This is a genomic window from Paenibacillus sp. FSL H3-0302, from assembly GCF_037982245.1.
In the GTDB taxonomy this organism is placed as follows: Bacteria; Bacillota; Bacilli; order Paenibacillales; family Paenibacillaceae; genus Paenibacillus_AQ; species Paenibacillus_AQ odorifer.
In genome coordinates this window covers 1528362-1546065 of record NZ_CP150284.1, presented here as the reverse complement: position 1 = coordinate 1546065, position 17704 = coordinate 1528362, and the positions used below count along the sequence as shown (strand labels likewise).

The 17704-nt window shown below is 47.9% G+C and carries 16 protein-coding genes; 3 read left to right on the top strand and 13 right to left on the bottom strand.

The annotated features are described in order from the left end of the window. Positions 1 to 18: 18 nt before the first annotated feature. The 8 genes from MHH50_RS06885 to MHH50_RS06850 all read right to left on the bottom strand — a co-directional run bounded on the left by MHH50_RS06885 (position 19) and on the right by MHH50_RS06850 (position 9402). The gene (locus tag MHH50_RS06885) at positions 19 to 918 is read right to left on the bottom strand and encodes an FAD binding domain-containing protein (protein ID WP_076125444.1); all 900 of its coding nucleotides are present in this window, start codon (positions 916 to 918) and stop codon (positions 19 to 21) included. Positions 919 to 976: 58 nt separating this feature from the next. Continuing rightward, complete coding sequence (locus MHH50_RS06880) at positions 977 to 1906, bottom strand: ABC transporter permease (RefSeq protein WP_042185778.1); 930 nt, start codon at positions 1904 to 1906, stop codon at positions 977 to 979. Positions 1907 to 1909: 3 nt separating this feature from the next. After that, positions 1910 to 3052, bottom strand: coding sequence for an ABC transporter permease (locus tag MHH50_RS06875; protein ID WP_076306736.1), 1143 nt, complete (start codon positions 3050 to 3052; stop codon positions 1910 to 1912). Beyond that, positions 3049 to 4581 carry an ABC transporter ATP-binding protein gene (locus tag MHH50_RS06870; protein ID WP_340034117.1) on the bottom strand — a complete coding sequence of 511 codons (1533 nt, stop codon included), beginning with the start codon at positions 4579 to 4581 and terminating at the stop codon, positions 3049 to 3051. Before MHH50_RS06870 ends, MHH50_RS06875 begins: the two co-directional genes overlap by 4 nt. Before the next feature lie 109 nt (positions 4582 to 4690). Next, on the bottom strand, positions 4691 to 5851 hold the full coding sequence (locus MHH50_RS06865) for a BMP family ABC transporter substrate-binding protein (RefSeq protein ID WP_076185402.1): 1161 nt from the start codon (positions 5849 to 5851) through the stop codon (positions 4691 to 4693). 242 nt (positions 5852 to 6093) lie between these two features. Next, positions 6094 to 6645 carry an NTP transferase domain-containing protein gene (locus MHH50_RS06860; protein WP_280775583.1) on the bottom strand — a complete coding sequence of 184 codons (552 nt, stop codon included), beginning with the start codon at positions 6643 to 6645 and terminating at the stop codon, positions 6094 to 6096. Then, a complete protein-coding gene (locus MHH50_RS06855) occupies positions 6608 to 7732 on the bottom strand; it encodes an XdhC family protein (protein ID WP_076306738.1) in 1125 nt (374 codons plus the stop codon). Before MHH50_RS06855 ends, MHH50_RS06860 begins: the two co-directional genes overlap by 38 nt. 95 nt (positions 7733 to 7827) lie before the next feature. Beyond that, entirely contained in the window at positions 7828 to 9402 is a 1575-nt protein-coding gene (locus tag MHH50_RS06850; RefSeq protein ID WP_076306739.1) for a PucR family transcriptional regulator, read from the bottom strand. 459 nt (positions 9403 to 9861) lie between these two features. Here MHH50_RS06850 and MHH50_RS06845 point away from each other — a divergent pair, with 459 nt between their 5' ends. Beyond that, positions 9862 to 10014: a hypothetical protein gene (locus tag MHH50_RS06845; protein WP_248547815.1), complete on the top strand. Its 153-nt coding sequence runs from the start codon at positions 9862 to 9864 to the stop codon at positions 10012 to 10014. Positions 10015 to 10088: 74 nt separating this feature from the next. Here MHH50_RS06845 and MHH50_RS06840 read toward each other — a convergent pair whose 3' ends face one another. The 5 genes from MHH50_RS06840 to MHH50_RS06820 all read right to left on the bottom strand — a co-directional run bounded on the left by MHH50_RS06840 (position 10089) and on the right by MHH50_RS06820 (position 15275). After that, complete coding sequence (locus MHH50_RS06840; RefSeq protein ID WP_081386354.1) at positions 10089 to 10355, bottom strand: hypothetical protein; 267 nt, start codon at positions 10353 to 10355, stop codon at positions 10089 to 10091. 85 nt (positions 10356 to 10440) lie between these two features. Next, a complete protein-coding gene (locus MHH50_RS06835; RefSeq protein ID WP_175618978.1) occupies positions 10441 to 10611 on the bottom strand; it encodes a hypothetical protein in 171 nt (56 codons plus the stop codon). Between the two features lie 605 nt (positions 10612 to 11216). Next, positions 11217 to 12641 carry an amidase family protein gene (locus MHH50_RS06830; protein WP_254848785.1) on the bottom strand — a complete coding sequence of 475 codons (1425 nt, stop codon included), beginning with the start codon at positions 12639 to 12641 and terminating at the stop codon, positions 11217 to 11219. Between the two features lie 118 nt (positions 12642 to 12759). Further along, complete coding sequence (ggt, locus tag MHH50_RS06825) at positions 12760 to 14373, bottom strand: gamma-glutamyltransferase (RefSeq protein WP_256717466.1); 1614 nt, start codon at positions 14371 to 14373, stop codon at positions 12760 to 12762. A gap of 524 nt (positions 14374 to 14897) precedes the next feature. Beyond that, positions 14898 to 15275 (bottom strand): PH domain-containing protein, encoded by a 378-nt coding sequence (locus MHH50_RS06820; RefSeq protein WP_036680049.1) that lies wholly within the window; start codon positions 15273 to 15275, stop codon positions 14898 to 14900. A gap of 178 nt (positions 15276 to 15453) precedes the next feature. On the opposite strand from MHH50_RS06820, the gene MHH50_RS06815 reads away from it, so the two are divergent. Next, the gene (locus MHH50_RS06815; RefSeq protein WP_162636617.1) at positions 15454 to 15621 is read left to right on the top strand and encodes a hypothetical protein; all 168 of its coding nucleotides are present in this window, start codon (positions 15454 to 15456) and stop codon (positions 15619 to 15621) included. A gap of 120 nt (positions 15622 to 15741) precedes the next feature. Further along, positions 15742 to 17703, top strand: coding sequence for an ABC-F family ATP-binding cassette domain-containing protein (locus tag MHH50_RS06810; RefSeq protein WP_340034116.1), 1962 nt, complete (start codon positions 15742 to 15744; stop codon positions 17701 to 17703). The last annotated feature ends 1 nt before the right edge of the window (position 17704 follow it).

Sequence of the window (17704 nt, the reverse complement as noted above, 5' to 3'; positions counted from 1 at the left end):
CGTCGGGTTATTCACCTCTTAACTCCGTATATTCATAGCCTTCCACAGCTCAGATACAACCAAATTCCCAGCAGTCTTTTTCTTGTAAAGTTCTGTTGCAAAGGGATCACTATACGTCTCAAAGCTGTTCTCAACCTCTTCATATAAAGAAGCCAACAGCTCCTCTGTATACCTCACACCTTCAAGCATAACTTCAGCTCTACTTAGTCGCTGCGGCCGCCCAGAGCCCCCACCTGCGGCGATACGCACCTCACGGAAACGGAGTTCCTCATCGATTGATGCTGAGATTGCTACTGTTACAAGTGAAGGGGTGAACACTTCCCTGCGGCCAACCTTACGGAAAATTTCTAGCCTATCCGTTAACGGACTCTCTAAGCGAGTAGGTGAGATGCGAATCTCAGCCACAAGATCTGCCGCAGGTTTTATCCCGCTCCAGTGATTGTTTAGCCACTCTATCAAAGGTAGTGCCGTCATAAATTTGCCGTCAAAGGAGATTAACTCCGCGTCATAGACCAGTAACGCAGGTAGAATATCTCCGAAGCCAGAAGCGATATTGCCCCCGAGCGTGGCAAGATTACGCACCGACGGAGCCGCTATGCAACGTGCAGCCTCTTGCAGCGCAGGAGCCACGGCCTGCAAATGCTCATTACTGCGGCACTGGGAGAGTGGAACAAGAGCGCCCAGAGATAAGTGAAATTCCGTTAAGGTAATGTCGCCGAGATTTGTGATTTGCCGAAGATCAATCAGCTGTTTGGGCATATGATCCGTTCCATTTTCCCACCCTGTTCTCAGCAATGTTCCTCCTGCGACATATCGGGAACTGTCTCCAAACGCCGTTTTTCTCTCCCAAGCTTCGTGCAGGCTGTGGGGTTGAATTACTTCAGGTAGCCTTCCATCCTCTTCCCGTATAACTCCCATACACTCCGCCTCCCTTTTTGAGTACCAGATTGCCGCTTCCCTTCTCGTATAGCCTGCCTTAAAACCTTTGTTCCCGAATATAAGGAACTCCGAGCGCCTCCGGTGTACCGGATGGTTTGTTGCGATTGCGGTACCCAAGGTACATTAGGACCAGAATGGTCACAAGGTACGGAATCATTTTGAGAAAATAGGGCGGAACTGCACTGCCCAGCAATTGAATGCGGAAGCCAAGTGAATCCAATGCCCCAAAAAAGTAAGCGCAGAACAAAGCGCGCAGCGGATTCCATCTGGCAAAAATCACTAGCCCTACCGCAATCCAGCCTCGACCGGCTGTCAGCCCTTCATTCCAGGTTGGCGCATAGGCCAATACCATATCCGCTCCGGCCAGGCCGATGAGAGCAGCACCGGTGATCACATAGCTGTAGCGGATAAGCTGCACACGGATCCCCATCACATCTGCGGTAGCCGGACTGTCTCCGACTGCCCGCAAATGCAGGCCCCATGAAGTGCGGTGAATTAGCAGATGCAGAGCAAGCACTAGCAGCAGGCTGAACCAGGTTAGGTAATCCATGTTGCCGAATATTTTTCCGATGAACGGTACATTTTCCAGCCAAGCCAGATGCAGCTTAGGGGAGGTTCCCGGCAAAGGAATGCCGCTGATTGGTTTACCAAGATAAGCGCTCAACCCACTGCCGAACAAGGTCATCGCAAGACCGGACATCGTTTGATTCGCCCGCAAGGTCACACAGAGAAAAGAATGCAGCAAACCAAGCACAGCCGTTACAGCTACGGTAGCCAGCAGAGCCAGCAACAGGTTTCCGGAGCGAATATACACGATACAAGTGGTGACCGCTCCCATCAGCATCAGACCTTCAGCCCCAAGCTGTATAATGCCGGCTCGTTCATTTAGAATGCCTCCCAGCGTAGCCAGCAGCAGCGGGGTCCCTGCGGAAATAGCGGCAATAAGTAGCTGTGTTGTAAAATCCATCGCCTATCTCCCCCCTTTCAGCTGAACCCGGCTACGGCGAATGCGGAAACGATAGATCATATCGCCAGCAATCAAGAAAAACAGGATGGAGCCCTGCAGCATTTCTGATATCGATGAGGGCAGCCCGATGGTTTGAACACTATATCCGCCAACAATTAAGCCACCGAATAAAATAGAAGTAACGATTAGACCGAGTGGATTCAATTTGGCCAACCAAGCCACAATAATGGCGGTGTATCCATAACCCGGTGAAATGCCCTGCATCAGCTTGTGTGTAACACCGGAGACCTCCGCCATGCCAGCGATCCCGGCGAGCCCCCCACTGATCAGCATGACGATAATAATATGGCGCTTGATAGGAATCCCCGCGTATCTGGCTGCAACAGGATTGGCCCCGATCAGACGGAGCTCGTAACCCCACTTGGTAAAACGAATCATTAAGTAATAAATCACAACGGCGATAAGTCCAAATAACAATCCAATATGCAATCTTGTACTTCCGAGAACAGGCAGCGACTGAGCCGCAGTAAACATAGGTGATCCCGGGAAATTAAAACCTTTAGGATCTTTCCAAGGTCCGAATACCACGTAATCGAGCGCCAATAGGGCAACATAATTCAGCATTAATGAAGTGATCAGCTCATTCACTCCAAAATGCGTCCGCGGAATAGCAGTCAATAGTCCCCAAAGCGCACCCGCGGCAATCCCGAACAGCAGCATTAAGCTCAGGGACCAGAATGAAGGTAAGTCAGGAAAATAAATCGTGACCGCTGTGGCCGCCATAGCCCCAACGGTTAACTGGCCTTCTGCTCCAATATTCCATACCGAAATGCGGTAAGCCACAGCAATCCCAAGCCCACATAGGAGTAGCGGGATCGCTTTAACCATCGTTTCCGTGAGCCCATACGCAGTGCCAAATGCGCCACGGAACATTTTTTCATAGACCAGCACCGGATTCATGCCATTCGCCGCAATAAATAGGGCACACAACAATAGCGCTAAAATTATAGATACAATAGGTGTCCACCAAGGAGAACGGATGCGGCTGGCATCGTATTCGAAACGTAGAGAGAATCGTTTTCCGGAGTGGGAGGAGAGGGGTTCCAGTACTGCTGCTGCGGTATTTCTTCCATTCTCCGGGCTCATACGGCGCTCTCCTCTCTATTATGAATACCAGCCATTAGTAGTCCGATGCTCTCTCGATTCGCTTCCTCATGTGTACTCTCACCAATAATTGAGCCGTTATAGATCACTAGAATCCGGTCGGACAACTGAAGCAATTCATCTAAATCCTCCGAAATTAACAACACGCCACTACCTGAACCACGCAACTCCATAAGAAGGTCGTGAACACCAGCCGTGGCACCTACATCCAGCCCTTGTGTCGGATGAACGGCGACCATCAGCTTAGGCCGATGACTGATTTCACGTGCAAAGAGCAGCTTCTGCTGATTACCACCTGACAACTGTTGTACTGGCGTCTCCAGCTCAGGTGTCTTGACGTTAAAGCGCTGGACCAGCTCCTGTGACCACAAACGGTTCTTCGCGGACTTCAAGAAACCAAATTTGGAGTGCTCCTCTGAGCGGTAAGACTTAAACAAAAGATTATCCACCGATCCGAGGCGTCCAGCTAAACCGCTCTTCATCCGGTTCTCCGGCACGTGGGAGATTCCTGAATCAATTGCCCCTCTAACCGAAGCCGATTTCACCGTTTTTCCATCAAACGTGATTTCACCACTTTTCCAGCCTCTAAGACCTGTTAACACTTCAGCCAGTTCCTTTTGCCCGTTACCAGCTACCCCAGCTACGCCTACAATCTCCCCTTTACATACGTTCAGTGAGAAGTGATCCAGTGCTTTTCGCCCGTGATCGGCATATACCTCCACATCTTTCACTTCTAATAAAGAATCCCCTTCAGTGGCTTCCCGTTCTTGACGGGTGATGGTTACTTCCTTGCCCACCATCAGACGAGCCAGCTCCAGTTCATCTGTATCTGCCGTGGTCAGTGTGGCGATCATTTTCCCTTTGCGCATGACGGAAATCCGATCGGAGGACGCCATAACCTCTTTCATTTTATGAGTAGTCATAATGACCGTTTTTCCTGCCTGCTTCATGACCCGCAGCGTTTCAAATAGCTGTTCCACCTCTCCCGGGGTCAATACAGAGGTTGGTTCATCCAGAATAATAATGTCAGCCCCGCGATACAGCGTCTTAACGATTTCAACACGCTGCTGCTCACCCACGGACAACTGCCAGATCGGGCGATCCACCGGGAAATTCAGTCCAAACCGTTCCGCTAATGCCTCTATCTCCTCGCGTTTGTTCTTCATCCACTTACGGCCGCGCCAGAAAGACGACTTTTCGCCAAGCACGATATTTTCTGCTGCTGTGAGGCTTTGCACCAGCCTAAAGTTCTGAAACACCATACCTACACCCAGCTGCGCAGCATCTTTAGGAGAACGGATCTGAGCACCTTTCCCATGAATGAAGATTTCTCCTTCATCTGCTCTGTACACCCCTGACAGCATGCTCATCACCGTGCTCTTCCCGGCCCCATTCTCCCCAAGCAACGCATGAATCTCACCCGCATTTGCCGAAAAGTCGACTTGATCACTGGCGGTTACCGAGCCGAATTTTTTCACAATCCCCCGCATTTCAACTGAAGTTCCCCGCATGGCCTGAACCCCTCCTTCCTTCAAGTTGTAGTACGGGTGGGGAAGTTTCCGCTTAACGGAACCCGCCCCACCCATAGATTGTGCACATCTTATTCCCTATTTTTAAACATTATTGCGGGATAGTTCCTTCCACACCTTTTACGAGCCAGTTCATGCCCAGCACTTCCTCCAAGGTCAGCTTCTGACCCTCCTGAACCTTCACATTCCCTTGATTATCTGAGATCGGACCTGTGAAAACCTCAAGCTCACCACTGATAATTTTGGCTTTGGCGTCTTCGACAAGCTTTTTCACATCATCTGGGATCTTGTTCCCGAAAGGAGCCAGCTCCACCATACCGTCAGCCATATCACCCGAATATTGCTCGCTCTTCCAGGTTCCATCCATAACTGCCTGCACAGCTTTTACGTAATACGGCCCCCAATTCCATACCGGATTCGTCAAATAATTGTCCGGAGCGTATTTACTCATATCCGAGTCATTTCCCCCGGCAAAAGCCCCTCGTTCAGCAGCAGCCTGCAGGGTTGCAGGTGAATCCTGATAGGCCAAAAGCACATCCGCCCCCTTATCCAGCAAGCTGATTGCCGCTTGACGTTCAGTCGTCGGGTCATACCATGTATTCGTCCATACCACATTCACCTTTACATCAGGATTGACACTTTGTGCTCCAAGGGTAAAAGCATTCAAGTTATAAATCACTTCGCTGATCGGAAAAGCCCCTACATAACCCAACTGATTATTTTTGGTCATTTTCCCTGCCGCTATGCCGCTCAGATAGCTGGCCTGATAGTTTTTCCCGAAGTAGGTCCCCATGTTCTCTGCGGTTTTGTAACCCGAAGCATGCAGGAACTTCACGTTGGGAAATTTGCCCGCTACATTTAATGTAAAATCCATATATCCGAAGCTCGTTGTAAACACGATGTCGTGTGATTGCGCAAGCTCTGTGATGATTCGTTCGGCGTCAGCACTTTCAGGGACATTTTCTACAAAGTCAGCTTTAATCCCCAGCTCCTTCTCCATATACAGCCGTCCTTGATCATGTTGGTACGTGTAGCCGCCATCCCCCGGAGGTCCGATATAAACAAAAGCAACCGTCGGTTTCTTTGCAGCCGGTTCTTTTGTTGCAGTTGCCTCTGTTGCCGCTGTAGTTGTCGCTGGTGCCTCCGTTGCATTTGTAGAAGTATTATTATTGCTGCCACACCCCACCAAAGCCACCGTCATTAGAACCATTAATGCAAGACAAGATGTTATGAACTGACCCCTTTTTTTCATAATTCTCCTCCTCCAAATCATCTCTCATCATGGCTGCAACCATTAATGTACTTCTACTATACTTAGAGGTGGCCTTGGCGTAAATTTATATAACATACGTTTGTATAGGAATATAAGAATCAGAACTTTTTTTGTGTGTAATGCACTAATTGGTTTTCGGAAGGTGAGTTGCGTGTCATATTATATGACCAAAGGTGGAAAAGGAACACTGTTTCAGATTACTTTCCACACTATTCTTTACTTCACTTTCCATTTCTCAGAATCCATTGCTCCTGAATCTCACCAAAATCTTCTTTTGTATCTGCGTCCATGAAATAATGGGCAGACTCAGATTCCAGAACAATCCCCTTATAATCAGGTGAACGCAATATCCCCGCCGCTCCTCGATCTCCATCTAATCCCTGTAGTGCTGGAAACAACGTCTTCGAGAACAAAGCCGGGGGCATAGCCGACCCATTGCTGACGCTAGCGACATAGTCCATCTCCGGAGATTGTTCAAACGTTTGTATTAGACGGTTCACTAATGCTGTAGTAATAAATGGCTGATCCGCAAGCGCCACAACTACTGCATCGGGCTGTAAAGGTAATACCGCATTAAGGCCGCAGCGCAGTGAAAAAGACAATCCCAGATGTGCGGTTAAGCAAGTTTCGGTACGTCTGGAGCCTTGCGGTTCAATCGCGGGTGGCAGCCATTCCAAGTTGTCATCCGCACGCACTACCACGATTAGCGGTTCTAGATTGCAACGATCCAATTCACTAAGCGCGACGCTCCCGAGTGAGACCTCCTGCGACAATTTCAGTGAAACCTTGGACACGCCCATCCGCCTGCTCTGCCCCGCTGCCAAATATATTCCTGCTACCTTCAATACTATCCGCTCCTTTGGGCAGCTCTCGTGAGCCCGCCCTTCTAATTTGAATAATTTCTGCTATAATACTGACCGCAATCTCCTCCGGACCTTCTCCTCCAATCGGCAACCCTACAGGTGCATGCAAAGATGCAGGAGCCTCAAACCCTTCCAGTAAAAGAGATATTCGCGCCTTCGAACCGATAATCCCTATATATAGAGGAGCAAGCGGAATCACACTCTCCAGGAACTGTCTATCCCGCCCAAGTTGATGACTGCAAATCAATACATAATCCTCTCGAGCTACGCCCAATCGCTGAACAACCTCCATAGGGGAACAAATTACTTGTTCAGCTCGAGGAAACTTATTGTGCAAGCTTCCTTCGCGCCAATCCGCAACCGCAACCCGAAAGCCAACTCTGTCAGCAAGTTCCGCAATTGGAACCACATCACGTCCCCCGCCAAAAATCACAAGCCGCGGTCTAGGCACGAAAGACGTATGGAATGCTGTCAATTCTGCTGGAGCGGCCATAAAGCGACCTGCCGCTAGGTTTTCTTTTGCCGAGTGGGATAATTTGGGATGTTTCTTGCTCTGCGGCAGTACAAGGTCTGGATCCAGCTCCAGCTTATAGGCAAAACCTTTCTCCAATGCTTCGCGGAACAGAATTAGCTTCTCTCCCCTAGCCAATCTGTCACTCGCCTGCACTAAAAGCTTGTAGAGCTGACCCTGCACGGGTTCAAGCACTACTTTGATTTTGCCTCCACAGCCGACAACCTCACCCCAGGACAGATCATCCGGAGACAGCATGTTGTATTCCACAATTTCGGGCAGCCCTCGTTCCCAGATCTCAGAAGTTCGCAGCTGCAGATCGTTTTCCAGACAACCTGGACTCAGGCTCCCAATCGTACCTCCTCCAAAAAACAACATCACCGCTCCGGCTTTACGATACGAGTGTCCCTCCACCTCTATTAGCGTTGCCAGCACCGCAGGCCCCTGATGGGTTTGAATATGCATTGCGATCTCATGTGTATTCACGAGGTTCCCCTCCTCCGGGTTTGCATTTCAAACCAGAACTTAGAACTTAGAACTTAGACCTTAGACTTTAAACCTTAGACCTTAGAACTCAGACCTTAATCCCGTCCGAGCATCCTCCGAAACATGAATACTAACTTCAACCTCATGAGATCATTTATTTTTTTAAAATCGACGTCCAGCAGCTCACTAAGCTTCTCAATCCGGTAGGTAGCCGTGTTTCGATGAATAAACAGTTTCTTAGCCGTCTCATTAACATGACCATCGTTCTCTAGATAAACTTCCAGCGTCCGCAGCATTTCCCTGACATACTCCGGTTCTCGGCTAAGCAACCCTCTTAGACTTCCATTACAATATTTCTCCATAACCTCTGCCGGAATTTGCCCGAGCAGCAGGTTAAGCTCAAGCTGCCGGTAATGCACAACACTCCCTTTTACTCCCCCGCCCTGAAGCATTCCCATACAATCCTTTACCTCGGCAAAAGCCTCCTTCAGCCCCTCCGGCTTCGCTTTACAACTGCTTATCGCAGCTCGCGGATAATATCCCTTATCAAACTTCATGTTGTCAAAACAAACCTGGATTAGATCCCGAAATTGTTCAGGACGCTGACGATCTCCCGGATATATAGACAAAAGTCCTTGATCTATGATCACATGAATTCCCTTTACTTCCCGCAGCCCGGGATGTTCAAGATATTCTTCTTTTAGCCTGAGTAGCTCCCCTTGGCGTTCTTCCCCAGTCGCAGCTGTATCGGTCAATAAGAGACAAAATGGTGATTGAAGCAGCTCAATCTCCAAATCGAGAGCAGCCTGCGCCAAATCTGTGTAAGATAAATTACCACTCAAACAACGTCTCAGCAATCCGCTAAACTCCCTGTGTTCTGCCTGTTCAAAATAATCTTCGTATCCTGAATGAATATGATATGAAATAAGTTCAGCTCCCTGAACGAACAAACTTTCTTCCATTGGGAGCAATAAAGGGTCGATGGCACAAAACAATAGATATCCGGAACACTTCTCTCCTTGCAAAAGTGGCGTACGGTAGCTCACATGATCTCCCACACGAAAGCGCTGATTCCGTTTCTGCCATGGCCACCCCTCCAGCAGCTCTGAAGGATAGTATTCAGAGTTGTTGTAGATCACATCCCCCCGTGCGCTAACCACCACAAGTGAATGGCCAATCACTTCAGACACCGAGTCAAACAACGGACGGCTGCGGACAGATCTTAAGGCGAATTGCATCAGCTTTTTCTGCTTCTCCATAATGCTCTGCAGAACGTGAGTGCTGCGGCTAAGCTCGGCGCGAAACAGACCATTCATCTGATCCGAAAAAGTAAACTCGAACGGCAGCTGGATTAGAGGGAAGTTAAGACTCTCCGCTTCTGCGACCAATTGCTCTGGTACTTCATCCCAAAACCGCCCCAGCTTAATGCCCAAGGCTGAAGATCCCCGGCGATTCAAAGTCTGCAGCAAGGCAGAGGCTTCCTCCATATTGTCCTTTATCAAATAGGCTGTCGTTAGCAGCATCTCGCCTTCTTTGATCCAATCCGAAATATCGGGGGCATCCATCACATTAATTGACTTCACAATTCGATGTTTCCCTTTAGACCCAGCGATAAGCTTCGCCTCGGACAAAGGATAAATGGACAACGCTTCTTCAACCGTAAGATGCATGCCACCCCTCCTTATTAGGATCAATAGAACCATTTCTGATTCATAATGTTATTTTATGTAACATTATAATTAAAATGAACCGTGTTGAATAGAGGAAAGTTAAAATTTCATGATTATATGTAAATAAACTTAACACAAAATGAACATGGATGATGAATTATGAATTATGAATTATGAATTATGAATTATGAATTATGAATTATGAATTATTGAACTTTAGCTCATATCGTTCATGTGAACTGTATAAGGGGATTGGAAAATAGTAGGTGGAGTTGAGGGAGGGCTTTCGAGTAAAAACAAGTTTTTACGGGTTCAACATGGGAGTTGATGGGAGGGTATTCTCGGGCCATTCGCATTGGCCATCGGATCGAAGTCGCAGGCACACCAGCGCTGCAAGACGGGGAATTGAGCGGTGTAGGAGATCCGTACGAGTAGAGATAATACCACCCCACTGTAGCTGTGGCGGAGGTACAAGCGCTTATAGATCTACTGCTGCTGGTAGAAGTGGAGGGCTTTTTTGCCCTTCTTTTTGGCTGTTTGGCCGAAATCGCCGAGGTGAAAGGCTTTTTTGCCCTTCTTTTTGGCTATTCGGCCGGAATTGCCGAGGTGTGAGGCATTTTTGCCCTTCTTTTTGGCTGTTTGGCCGAAACTGCCGAGATGAAGGGCACTTCTGCCCTTCTTTCCAGCTATCCAGCCGAAATTGCTGAGGTGAAGGGCACTTTTGCCCTTTTTTTGGCTACATAGGCGTCTTCGCCACATTCTACGGGATTTATCCCGTTCTTTTTAGCTACTTCAGCCATATCCCCGAATTCTACGGGATTTATCCCGTTCTTTTTAGCTACTTCAGCCATTTCCCCGACTTCTACGGGATTTATCCCGTTATTTTTAGTTACTTGTGCCACTTCCCCGACTTCTACGGGATTTATCCCCTTCTTATTAGTTACTTGTTCCACTTCCCCGAATTCTGCGGGATTTATACCGTTCTTTTTAGCTTATTTAGCCATTCCCCTAGATTCTACGGGATTTATACCGTTCTTTTTAGTTACTTGAGCCATTTCCCCCGACTTCTACGGGATTTATACCGTTCTTTTTAGTTACTGGTGCCACTTCCCCGACTTCTGCGGGATTTATACCGTTCTTTTTAGCTACTTCAGCCATTTCTCCGACTTCTGCGGGATTTATCCCCTTCTTATTAGTTACTTGTTCCACTTCCCCGAATTCTGCGGGATTTATCCCGTTCTTTTTAGCTTATTTAGCCATTCCCCTAGATTCTACGGGATTTATCCCGTTCTTTTTAGTTACTTGAGCCATTTCCCCCGACTTCTGCGGGATTTATACCGTTCTTTTCTCTCCAGCGACGTATTCACTTAATTCCACTGGTCTTACACCACACAATCGAGCGCTGAATTTATCTTTTTTTACACTACTGCCCCACTATTGAGCTAACTCCAACTACCTTAGTATTAAAAGCAACTCCACTAGGCTCCCCGGTGTCAATAAAACTAAAAGCAGGAGGGAATGACATGTGCATTTCGTTAATTTGTGAATGAATAAGTGAGTGTGGCGTTAGAGTGTATTGCTAGAATGTAATCCAAGAGTGTATTCCTAGAGTGTATTCCTAGAGTGTATTCCTAGAGTGTACTCCTAGAGTGTACTCCTAGAGTGTACTCCTAGAGTGTATTTCTAGAGTGTATTCCAAGAGGGTAATGGAGGAGTACCGGTTAATAGTAACTAGAAAAGAATCATCAAGCTATGTTGTTCAGTAGCTACGATCTGTTTAGTATCGCTTTTTCAAGGCCGCTACACCCAGCTTCTCAGGACTGCTGCCACACTTCATTCGCCCAAGAGAGTAACCGGAGATCCTGACCATGTCCGGCAATAACGGATAATCCCAGTGGCAATCCACTTGTGGAGAGCATAGGTATTGTTACCTGAGGCAAACCCGCCAACCCTGCTATGCAACTCAACATCATCGCACCGCTACGATTCTCCTCTAATTGGCGCAAATCCCCTCCACGCAGCGGCGCTGGTCCCGGAACTGTCGGAATCACAAGACAATTGTCCTCACCTAGCAGCAAGCGCATCTGATTAGAAATCTCTTTTTGCTTACATTTCGCAACACTATGATCCACTTCCGCCAAACTAGCAGCCCACGAGAATCGCGCTGCAATATCAGGCCCAAAGACTGGTTTCTCGTTCTCAATCCAAGCGCCATGAGTTTCCCAAATTTCATTCCCCTGCAATTCTCTAAAAACATCCATCCAGTCCTTTAAACCCTCCAAAGCAATCTCTATCTCCATGAGATGATCTGCCCCGGATCGCAAACACCTTAATCCCTCCGATAAAATAGCTGCATTCTCCAGATTAACCAAAGCCCAGCAGTCAGTAGCAACAAATAAAGTACCCATTTTGATATTGTCTTCTATTTTCTTTTTTACCTTGTTCTCCGGGCCGATCTCTAAAATTTCCTCCGTACTCTTCTCAATACGCTTCTCCAAAATCGTTTCTAAACTTTCTTTCTGGCTCATTTCTAAATTATTTTCATCAGTCTTCACCATGTCTCCCTCTAGGTTGTTCTCTAAATTTTTAATTACATTCTTCTCTATGCTCTTCCCTACAGTTTCTTCTAGACTACTTCCTATTTTCTTCGACGTCCTTACAGATGTACTCCCAGCCACAAGTAACACTTCCCCTACCTGCTGGAGCACATCCAAGCGATCCGACACCCAGCCAACTGTATCAAAAGCCGGAGATAATGGAATAACACCTTGAAAATCCACAGCTCCATGCGTTGGCCGGAAGCCATATACTCCGCAATAGGAGGAAGGTACTCGAATTGAGCCACCAGTGTCCGTACCGAGCGCAAAATCAACACTACCAGAAGCTACCGCTACTGCCGAACCACTTGAAGATCCGCCCGGGATACGACCTACAGCACGCGGATTAATCGGCGTTCCAAAATGATGGTTCTCGCCACCCAGACTATACATCAGCTCATCCGTATGGGCAGCACCACGAAGTGTAGCACCCGACAACAGTAAACGATGTACAGCCACCGCATGCTCCGTGGACGAATGGTGGCTATGCAGCCAATCAGGATTACCTGCAGAAGAGCTGTGTCCAGCTACAGCGAATACATCTTTTACTGCAAAGGTCAGTCCATCCAATATCCCGCTACCTAAACTCTCAACCGTAAGCTCAGGATCTATAAACGCACCATACCGATTATCCAAAACCATAATTACTCCTCCTCCCCTCACCATTACTATTACAATCCCTCTAACAGCCTTTCGAATCCGTCACCTTTTCTCCTACGATTCCTTCAGAGTCCTTCCGGCCGCTCCATCATTCCTATACCTACCACCCAATCGCCGCACCATCGCAGCGCGGGTCCGTTCCCCCACTCCGGTATCCATTGTCATCTATCGAAATCACGTGAGCGTGACCCATAACCCCATCATAGTCATCTACTTTCCGGACAATATGACCGGCTGCGGCCAAATCTGCCAGCACCTCATCAGCTACCCTACTCTCCACCTTCAGTTCTTGCGTAGGCTCTCCCCACGTTCTCCCCCACACAAAACGCGGCTCATTCACAGCCGTTTGTGGATTCATGCCATAATGCAGCATCCGTGTAAGCAGTAGAGTTTGAGTCTGTGGTTGACCTTCGCCACCTTGCGTCCCATACAGAATTGCAGGTTTTCCCTCGCGGCAGGCCATCGCTGGCATCAGTGTGTGGAAGCTGCGCTTATGCGGCTCAAGCGTATTGATGTGCCCGGGATCCAGCGAAAAAAACGAACCTCGATTCTGCAGCAAAATCCCCGTATCCCCAGCGATCACGCCCGAACCAAATTCAAAATACAGACTCTGAATAAAAGAGACCGCATTCCCGTCTTCATCCACAACTGCAGCATAAGCTGTATCACTGCCGATAGGCTGACTTGTCAGTTGTGCAGCTTTTTGCATCGAAATCGCAGACGCTAATTGTCCTGCATAACGTTTATCCAGCAGCTGCTCCAAAGGTATAGCACTAAAATCCGGATCCGTAAGCACCCTATCCCGATCGCGGAAGCTTAACTTCAACGCTTCAACAAGCAGGTGATAATATTCATACGATCCATGCTCGATTGCTTCAAAATTGAAATATTCCAACATATTAAGACTCATTAGTCCTGTGAAACCTTGAGAGTTAGGCGGCACTTGGTACACCGTATGCCCGTGATAATCCGTATGAAGCGGCTCGCCCCACTCGCCCTGATGATCCGCAAAGTCATCCCGAGTCAGATACCCGCCAGATGCCAGCATAAAGTCACAGATGTCCTCCGCAATCTTTCCCTTATAAAAAGCATCCCGCCCACCCGCCGCCAATGTCCGCAGGGTGGCCGCCAGCTGTTTTTGCTGGAATCGCGATCCAGCACAAGGAATCACGCCGCCTGGCGTGTAAATCGCTGCCGCCTCCGGTGACAGCGCAGAGCCCGCAACAGCCGTGTTATTCCGCTGATCCGGCGACAGCGGAAACCCCTCCAAAGCGTAACCAACGGCAGGCTCCAGTACTTCCGCCAGCGTAAAGCGGCCATACTTACTCAGTATGGCATCCCAACTGTCCGCCATCCCCGGCACCGTAATGGCGCTGCGAATCCCCCGCCGCGGGATGAAAGCTTCCCCGGCGTAGCTGCTTCTGCGGACTCCGTACCCGGAGCGCCCGCTTCCGTTATAGGCCCGAACACGCGCCTCTTGCGTGTTATAGGTCAACCAAAAGGAATCTCCGCCTAGCCCCGTCATATGTGGATATACTACAGCTAATGTCGCACTGATCGCCACCGCTGCATCAAAGGCATTCCCCCCTTTTTCCAGCATACGTGCACCAGCAGCCGAGGCTAAATAATGGGGGCTAACTACCATAGTTTTTGTGCCTATTACGGATTTCTCCACCATGCCCATCCCCCTATGTTTTACGGGTTTTTCCGCCATGTCCCAACTCCTTATTTTTTTGCGGCGGGTTTCTCCATCATATTCAATCTCCTATATTCTGCGGCAGGTTCCTCTGCGAGCCCCCTATAACTTCTGGTTTAATTAGTGTCATTTAACATTACACGAAAATCCTTTGTCAATCGGTTACGCTGAAACGCAAAATAAACCTCTTCTTTTTGTGAGCTATGCACAAATAAGAGGTCATCTTTGTTTAACCTTGTAGAATCACGCCTACGAATATTATAAAATCATTTTAATTACAGGGAGCCGCATACACCCATGGAGTACTTCCGTCACCTTTTGCCGCCAAATGGCTGCCTATCTCGAATATATATAGTCACCTTTTGCCGCCATATAGCTACCTATCTCGGTTATGTCTCTAACCTATTTCCTCCACTGGCTGCCTATCTCGGTTATGTATTGTGGCTCTGCCTATCTCAGATATGTCTAACTGCATCTAACCTTAGTAATCTTAGCCACTTTTACTTAGGGGGGCTTGTGCTTTGGAACACCGAATAAACAATTTATTTTAAAATATATTGCGATAACACGGCCTGCACCTCGTAAATATTTACGGATTTATTGAAGGTCTTCTTCACCGGAAGCGTGCTGCTGGAAATGTAGATACATAGCTCCGCATCCAGATCAAAATGCCCTGCCGTCTCCACGGAATAATGCGAGATGCTTTTGTAAGGGATCGAATGATATTCTGTTTTTTTGCCCGTCAGACCTTGTTTATCCACCAAAATAAGCCGCTTGTCCGTAAAAATGAACATATCTCTAATCAGCTTATAGGCGCGTTCAATTTTCTCCTGAGGGGCAAGAATTTGTGCGTATTCCCGCTGGACCTCCGTAAGATTCACTTGCGATGCATTGCCCATTAACCCGTCAAAAAGTGCCATATCTCTTCCTCTTTTCATCCGTTAAATTTAGCCACTTGCCCCCCACTACAGAACCATATTATTCTATTTTTTATATTCTATGCTGTGTAAAAATACTCTCTGACATCTTTTTACTTGCTTATTCTTTGATTTTTGATTACACTGTCATTAAATTTACTAAGAGAGGGGTGTGGAAGGAATGGATCACAATTGGACCAACAGTGTTATGAGTCGGCTACCTAAAGCGATAGCTGGCATTGCTCATGTAAATGGCGATAACGGGAGAAGTCTGTCCATTTGTATGAATTTAATAACACTACACAATTGTGAAATGCCTTTCCTGCCATCACCCGGACGGATCAGTTAACCGGAGAATGATAAGGCCGTGGGGAAATTTCCCTACGGTCTTTTTTTATGGTTTTTCACAGGATTTCGGAGCCATTTAGGGTACTGGCGGTGCGAAGGGCATTCTTAAAGGAGAATATATATGATCATCCAATGCCAAAATGTTCAAAAATACCACGGGGCACAGCTCGTGCTGAATAGCATTACCTTCGATATCCGCCAAGGGGAAAAAATTGGCCTGATCGGCCGCAACGGTTGTGGCAAAACGACACTATTCCACCTGCTGAACGGGGAAGAACGTCCCGATGAAGGGCAAATCTCAATACGCAAAGGTAGCGTAGTAGGCCTGCTGGCTCAAATACAAGAAGTTAGCGAAAAAGAAACCGTATATGATGTTCTACAGCGCAGCTTTGCTGAACCTTTGCAATGGCAGCACCGCCTGCGGGAGCTTGAGCTGGAAATGTCCAGCTTTAACAGCGGAACGGATGAAACCCTCTGGAATCGGCTGTTAAAAGAATATGGCAGCTTGCAGGATAAGTTCGAGGCCGCCGGAGGTTACGAGATCGAATCCTCTATTCAGCGCGTAGCCTCGGGTCTCGGGATCGGAACCGGACAATACAGCCGACTGTTCGCCTCTCTTTCAGGAGGAGAAAAAACAAAAGTCGGACTTGCGGAGCTGCTGCTGCGCCGTCCAGACATCCTTCTACTGGATGAACCAACCAATCATCTCGATATGAATGCCATCGAATGGTTGGAGCAATTTTTACAGAGTTATGATGGAACAGTGCTGGCGATCTCCCATGACCGCTACTTTCTGGACGCTGTAGTCAAGAAAGTCATCGAGATTGAAGATGGCGAGGCTTTTACCTTCCACACCAACTACAGCGGCTATCAAGTGGAGAAGGAAACACGACTTCTTCAACAATTTGCTGATTATCAAGAGCAGCAGAAAAAAATAAAACAAATGCAGGAAAGCATCAAACGTCTCATTGAATTTGGCAATCGCGGGACTCCTCCTAACCCTTCCTTTTACCGGAGAGCAGCATCCATGCAAAAAGCACTGGATCGTATGGTGAAGGTTAAACGTCCCATTCTGGAGCGCAAATCAATGGATTTGCAGCTACAGCAAAATGACCGTTCCGGTAATCAGGTTGTCATTTTGGAGGATATCGGAAAAGCATATGGTCAGCGAAGCCTTTTCACAGAGGCAAACGAAGTGCTTCGCTACGGAGAGACTACGGCACTCATCGGCGGTAACGGGGCAGGTAAAAGTACACTTTTAAGAATTATTTTAGGGCAGGAAACCCCGGACAGCGGAAGCTGTACACTCGGTTCAAGAACTGTGGTCGGCTACCTCGCACAAGAGGCTGTTCCGGAAAATAACAAACAGTCTGTACTCCGCTACTTCCGCGAAGAAGCTGGACTTGAAGAAGGTGAAGCTCGCGGGAAGCTTGCACGTTTCCTATTCTATGGTCCCGATGTATTCAAAGACATTACGAATCTGTCCGGTGGTGAATGGACCCGCCTGCGTTTCGCTGTACTAATGCATCGCAAGCCAAACCTGCTGATTCTCGATGAGCCGACCAATCATCTGGACATAGATTCTCGTGAAGCACTCGAAGAAGCATTAGAGGAGTTTCCAGGCACAGTTCTGGCGGTATCTCATGACCGTTATTTCATCAATCGTCTATTTCACAAACTATGGTCCATTGAAGACGGGCGGTTTGGAGTGTTCAACGGAAACTATGAATATTACAAGGAAAAACAAGCTGAAAAAGCATTATTAGCTCCCTCTTTTGCGGATCAAGCTAAACCTTTCTCTGCAGAACGAACAAGTTCAGGCTCTGATAAGCCTCAATCTAACAATTCAGGGAAAGAAACCAACGCTAAATCCTCCAGTTCCCGTAGGAAAAACACCACCTTCGACTGGGAAACGGCCATTGCAGAGGTAGAGAAACGCCTTGGCGTGATCGATGCCAAGATGTTAGAGCCCCTGATCAGCAGCGATGCAGTTGAACTTGCTGAACTGCAACAAGAACGTGATGCGATACAGGAACAGTTGGATGAGCTCTATACAGGATGGATGGAGACAACTGATCTATAAA

What these genes read in the sequence shown, in the direction of transcription:
- MHH50_RS06885 (WP_076125444.1), bottom strand. Translation starts at nt 918, where the DNA reads ATGGGAGTTATACGGGAAGAGGATGGAAGGCTACCTGAAGTAATTCAA.
- MHH50_RS06880 (WP_042185778.1), bottom strand. Translation starts at nt 1,906, where the DNA reads ATGGATTTTACAACACAGCTACTTATTGCCGCTATTTCCGCAGGGACC.
- MHH50_RS06875 (WP_076306736.1), bottom strand. Translation starts at nt 3,052, where the DNA reads ATGAGCCCGGAGAATGGAAGAAATACCGCAGCAGCAGTACTGGAACCC.
- MHH50_RS06870 (WP_340034117.1), bottom strand. Translation starts at nt 4,581, where the DNA reads ATGCGGGGAACTTCAGTTGAAATGCGGGGGATTGTGAAAAAATTCGGC.
- MHH50_RS06865 (WP_076185402.1), bottom strand. Translation starts at nt 5,851, where the DNA reads ATGAAAAAAAGGGGTCAGTTCATAACATCTTGTCTTGCATTAATGGTT.
- MHH50_RS06850 (WP_076306739.1), bottom strand. Translation starts at nt 9,402, where the DNA reads ATGCATCTTACGGTTGAAGAAGCGTTGTCCATTTATCCTTTGTCCGAG.
- MHH50_RS06830 (WP_254848785.1), bottom strand. Translation starts at nt 12,641, where the DNA reads ATGGTTTTGGATAATCGGTATGGTGCGTTTATAGATCCTGAGCTTACG.
- ggt (WP_256717466.1), bottom strand. Translation starts at nt 14,373, where the DNA reads ATGGCGGAAAAACCCGTAAAACATAGGGGGATGGGCATGGTGGAGAAA.
- MHH50_RS06820 (WP_036680049.1), bottom strand. Translation starts at nt 15,275, where the DNA reads ATGGCACTTTTTGACGGGTTAATGGGCAATGCATCGCAAGTGAATCTT.
- MHH50_RS06815 (WP_162636617.1), top strand. Translation starts at nt 15,454, where the DNA reads ATGGATCACAATTGGACCAACAGTGTTATGAGTCGGCTACCTAAAGCG.
- MHH50_RS06810 (WP_340034116.1), top strand. Translation starts at nt 15,742, where the DNA reads ATGATCATCCAATGCCAAAATGTTCAAAAATACCACGGGGCACAGCTC.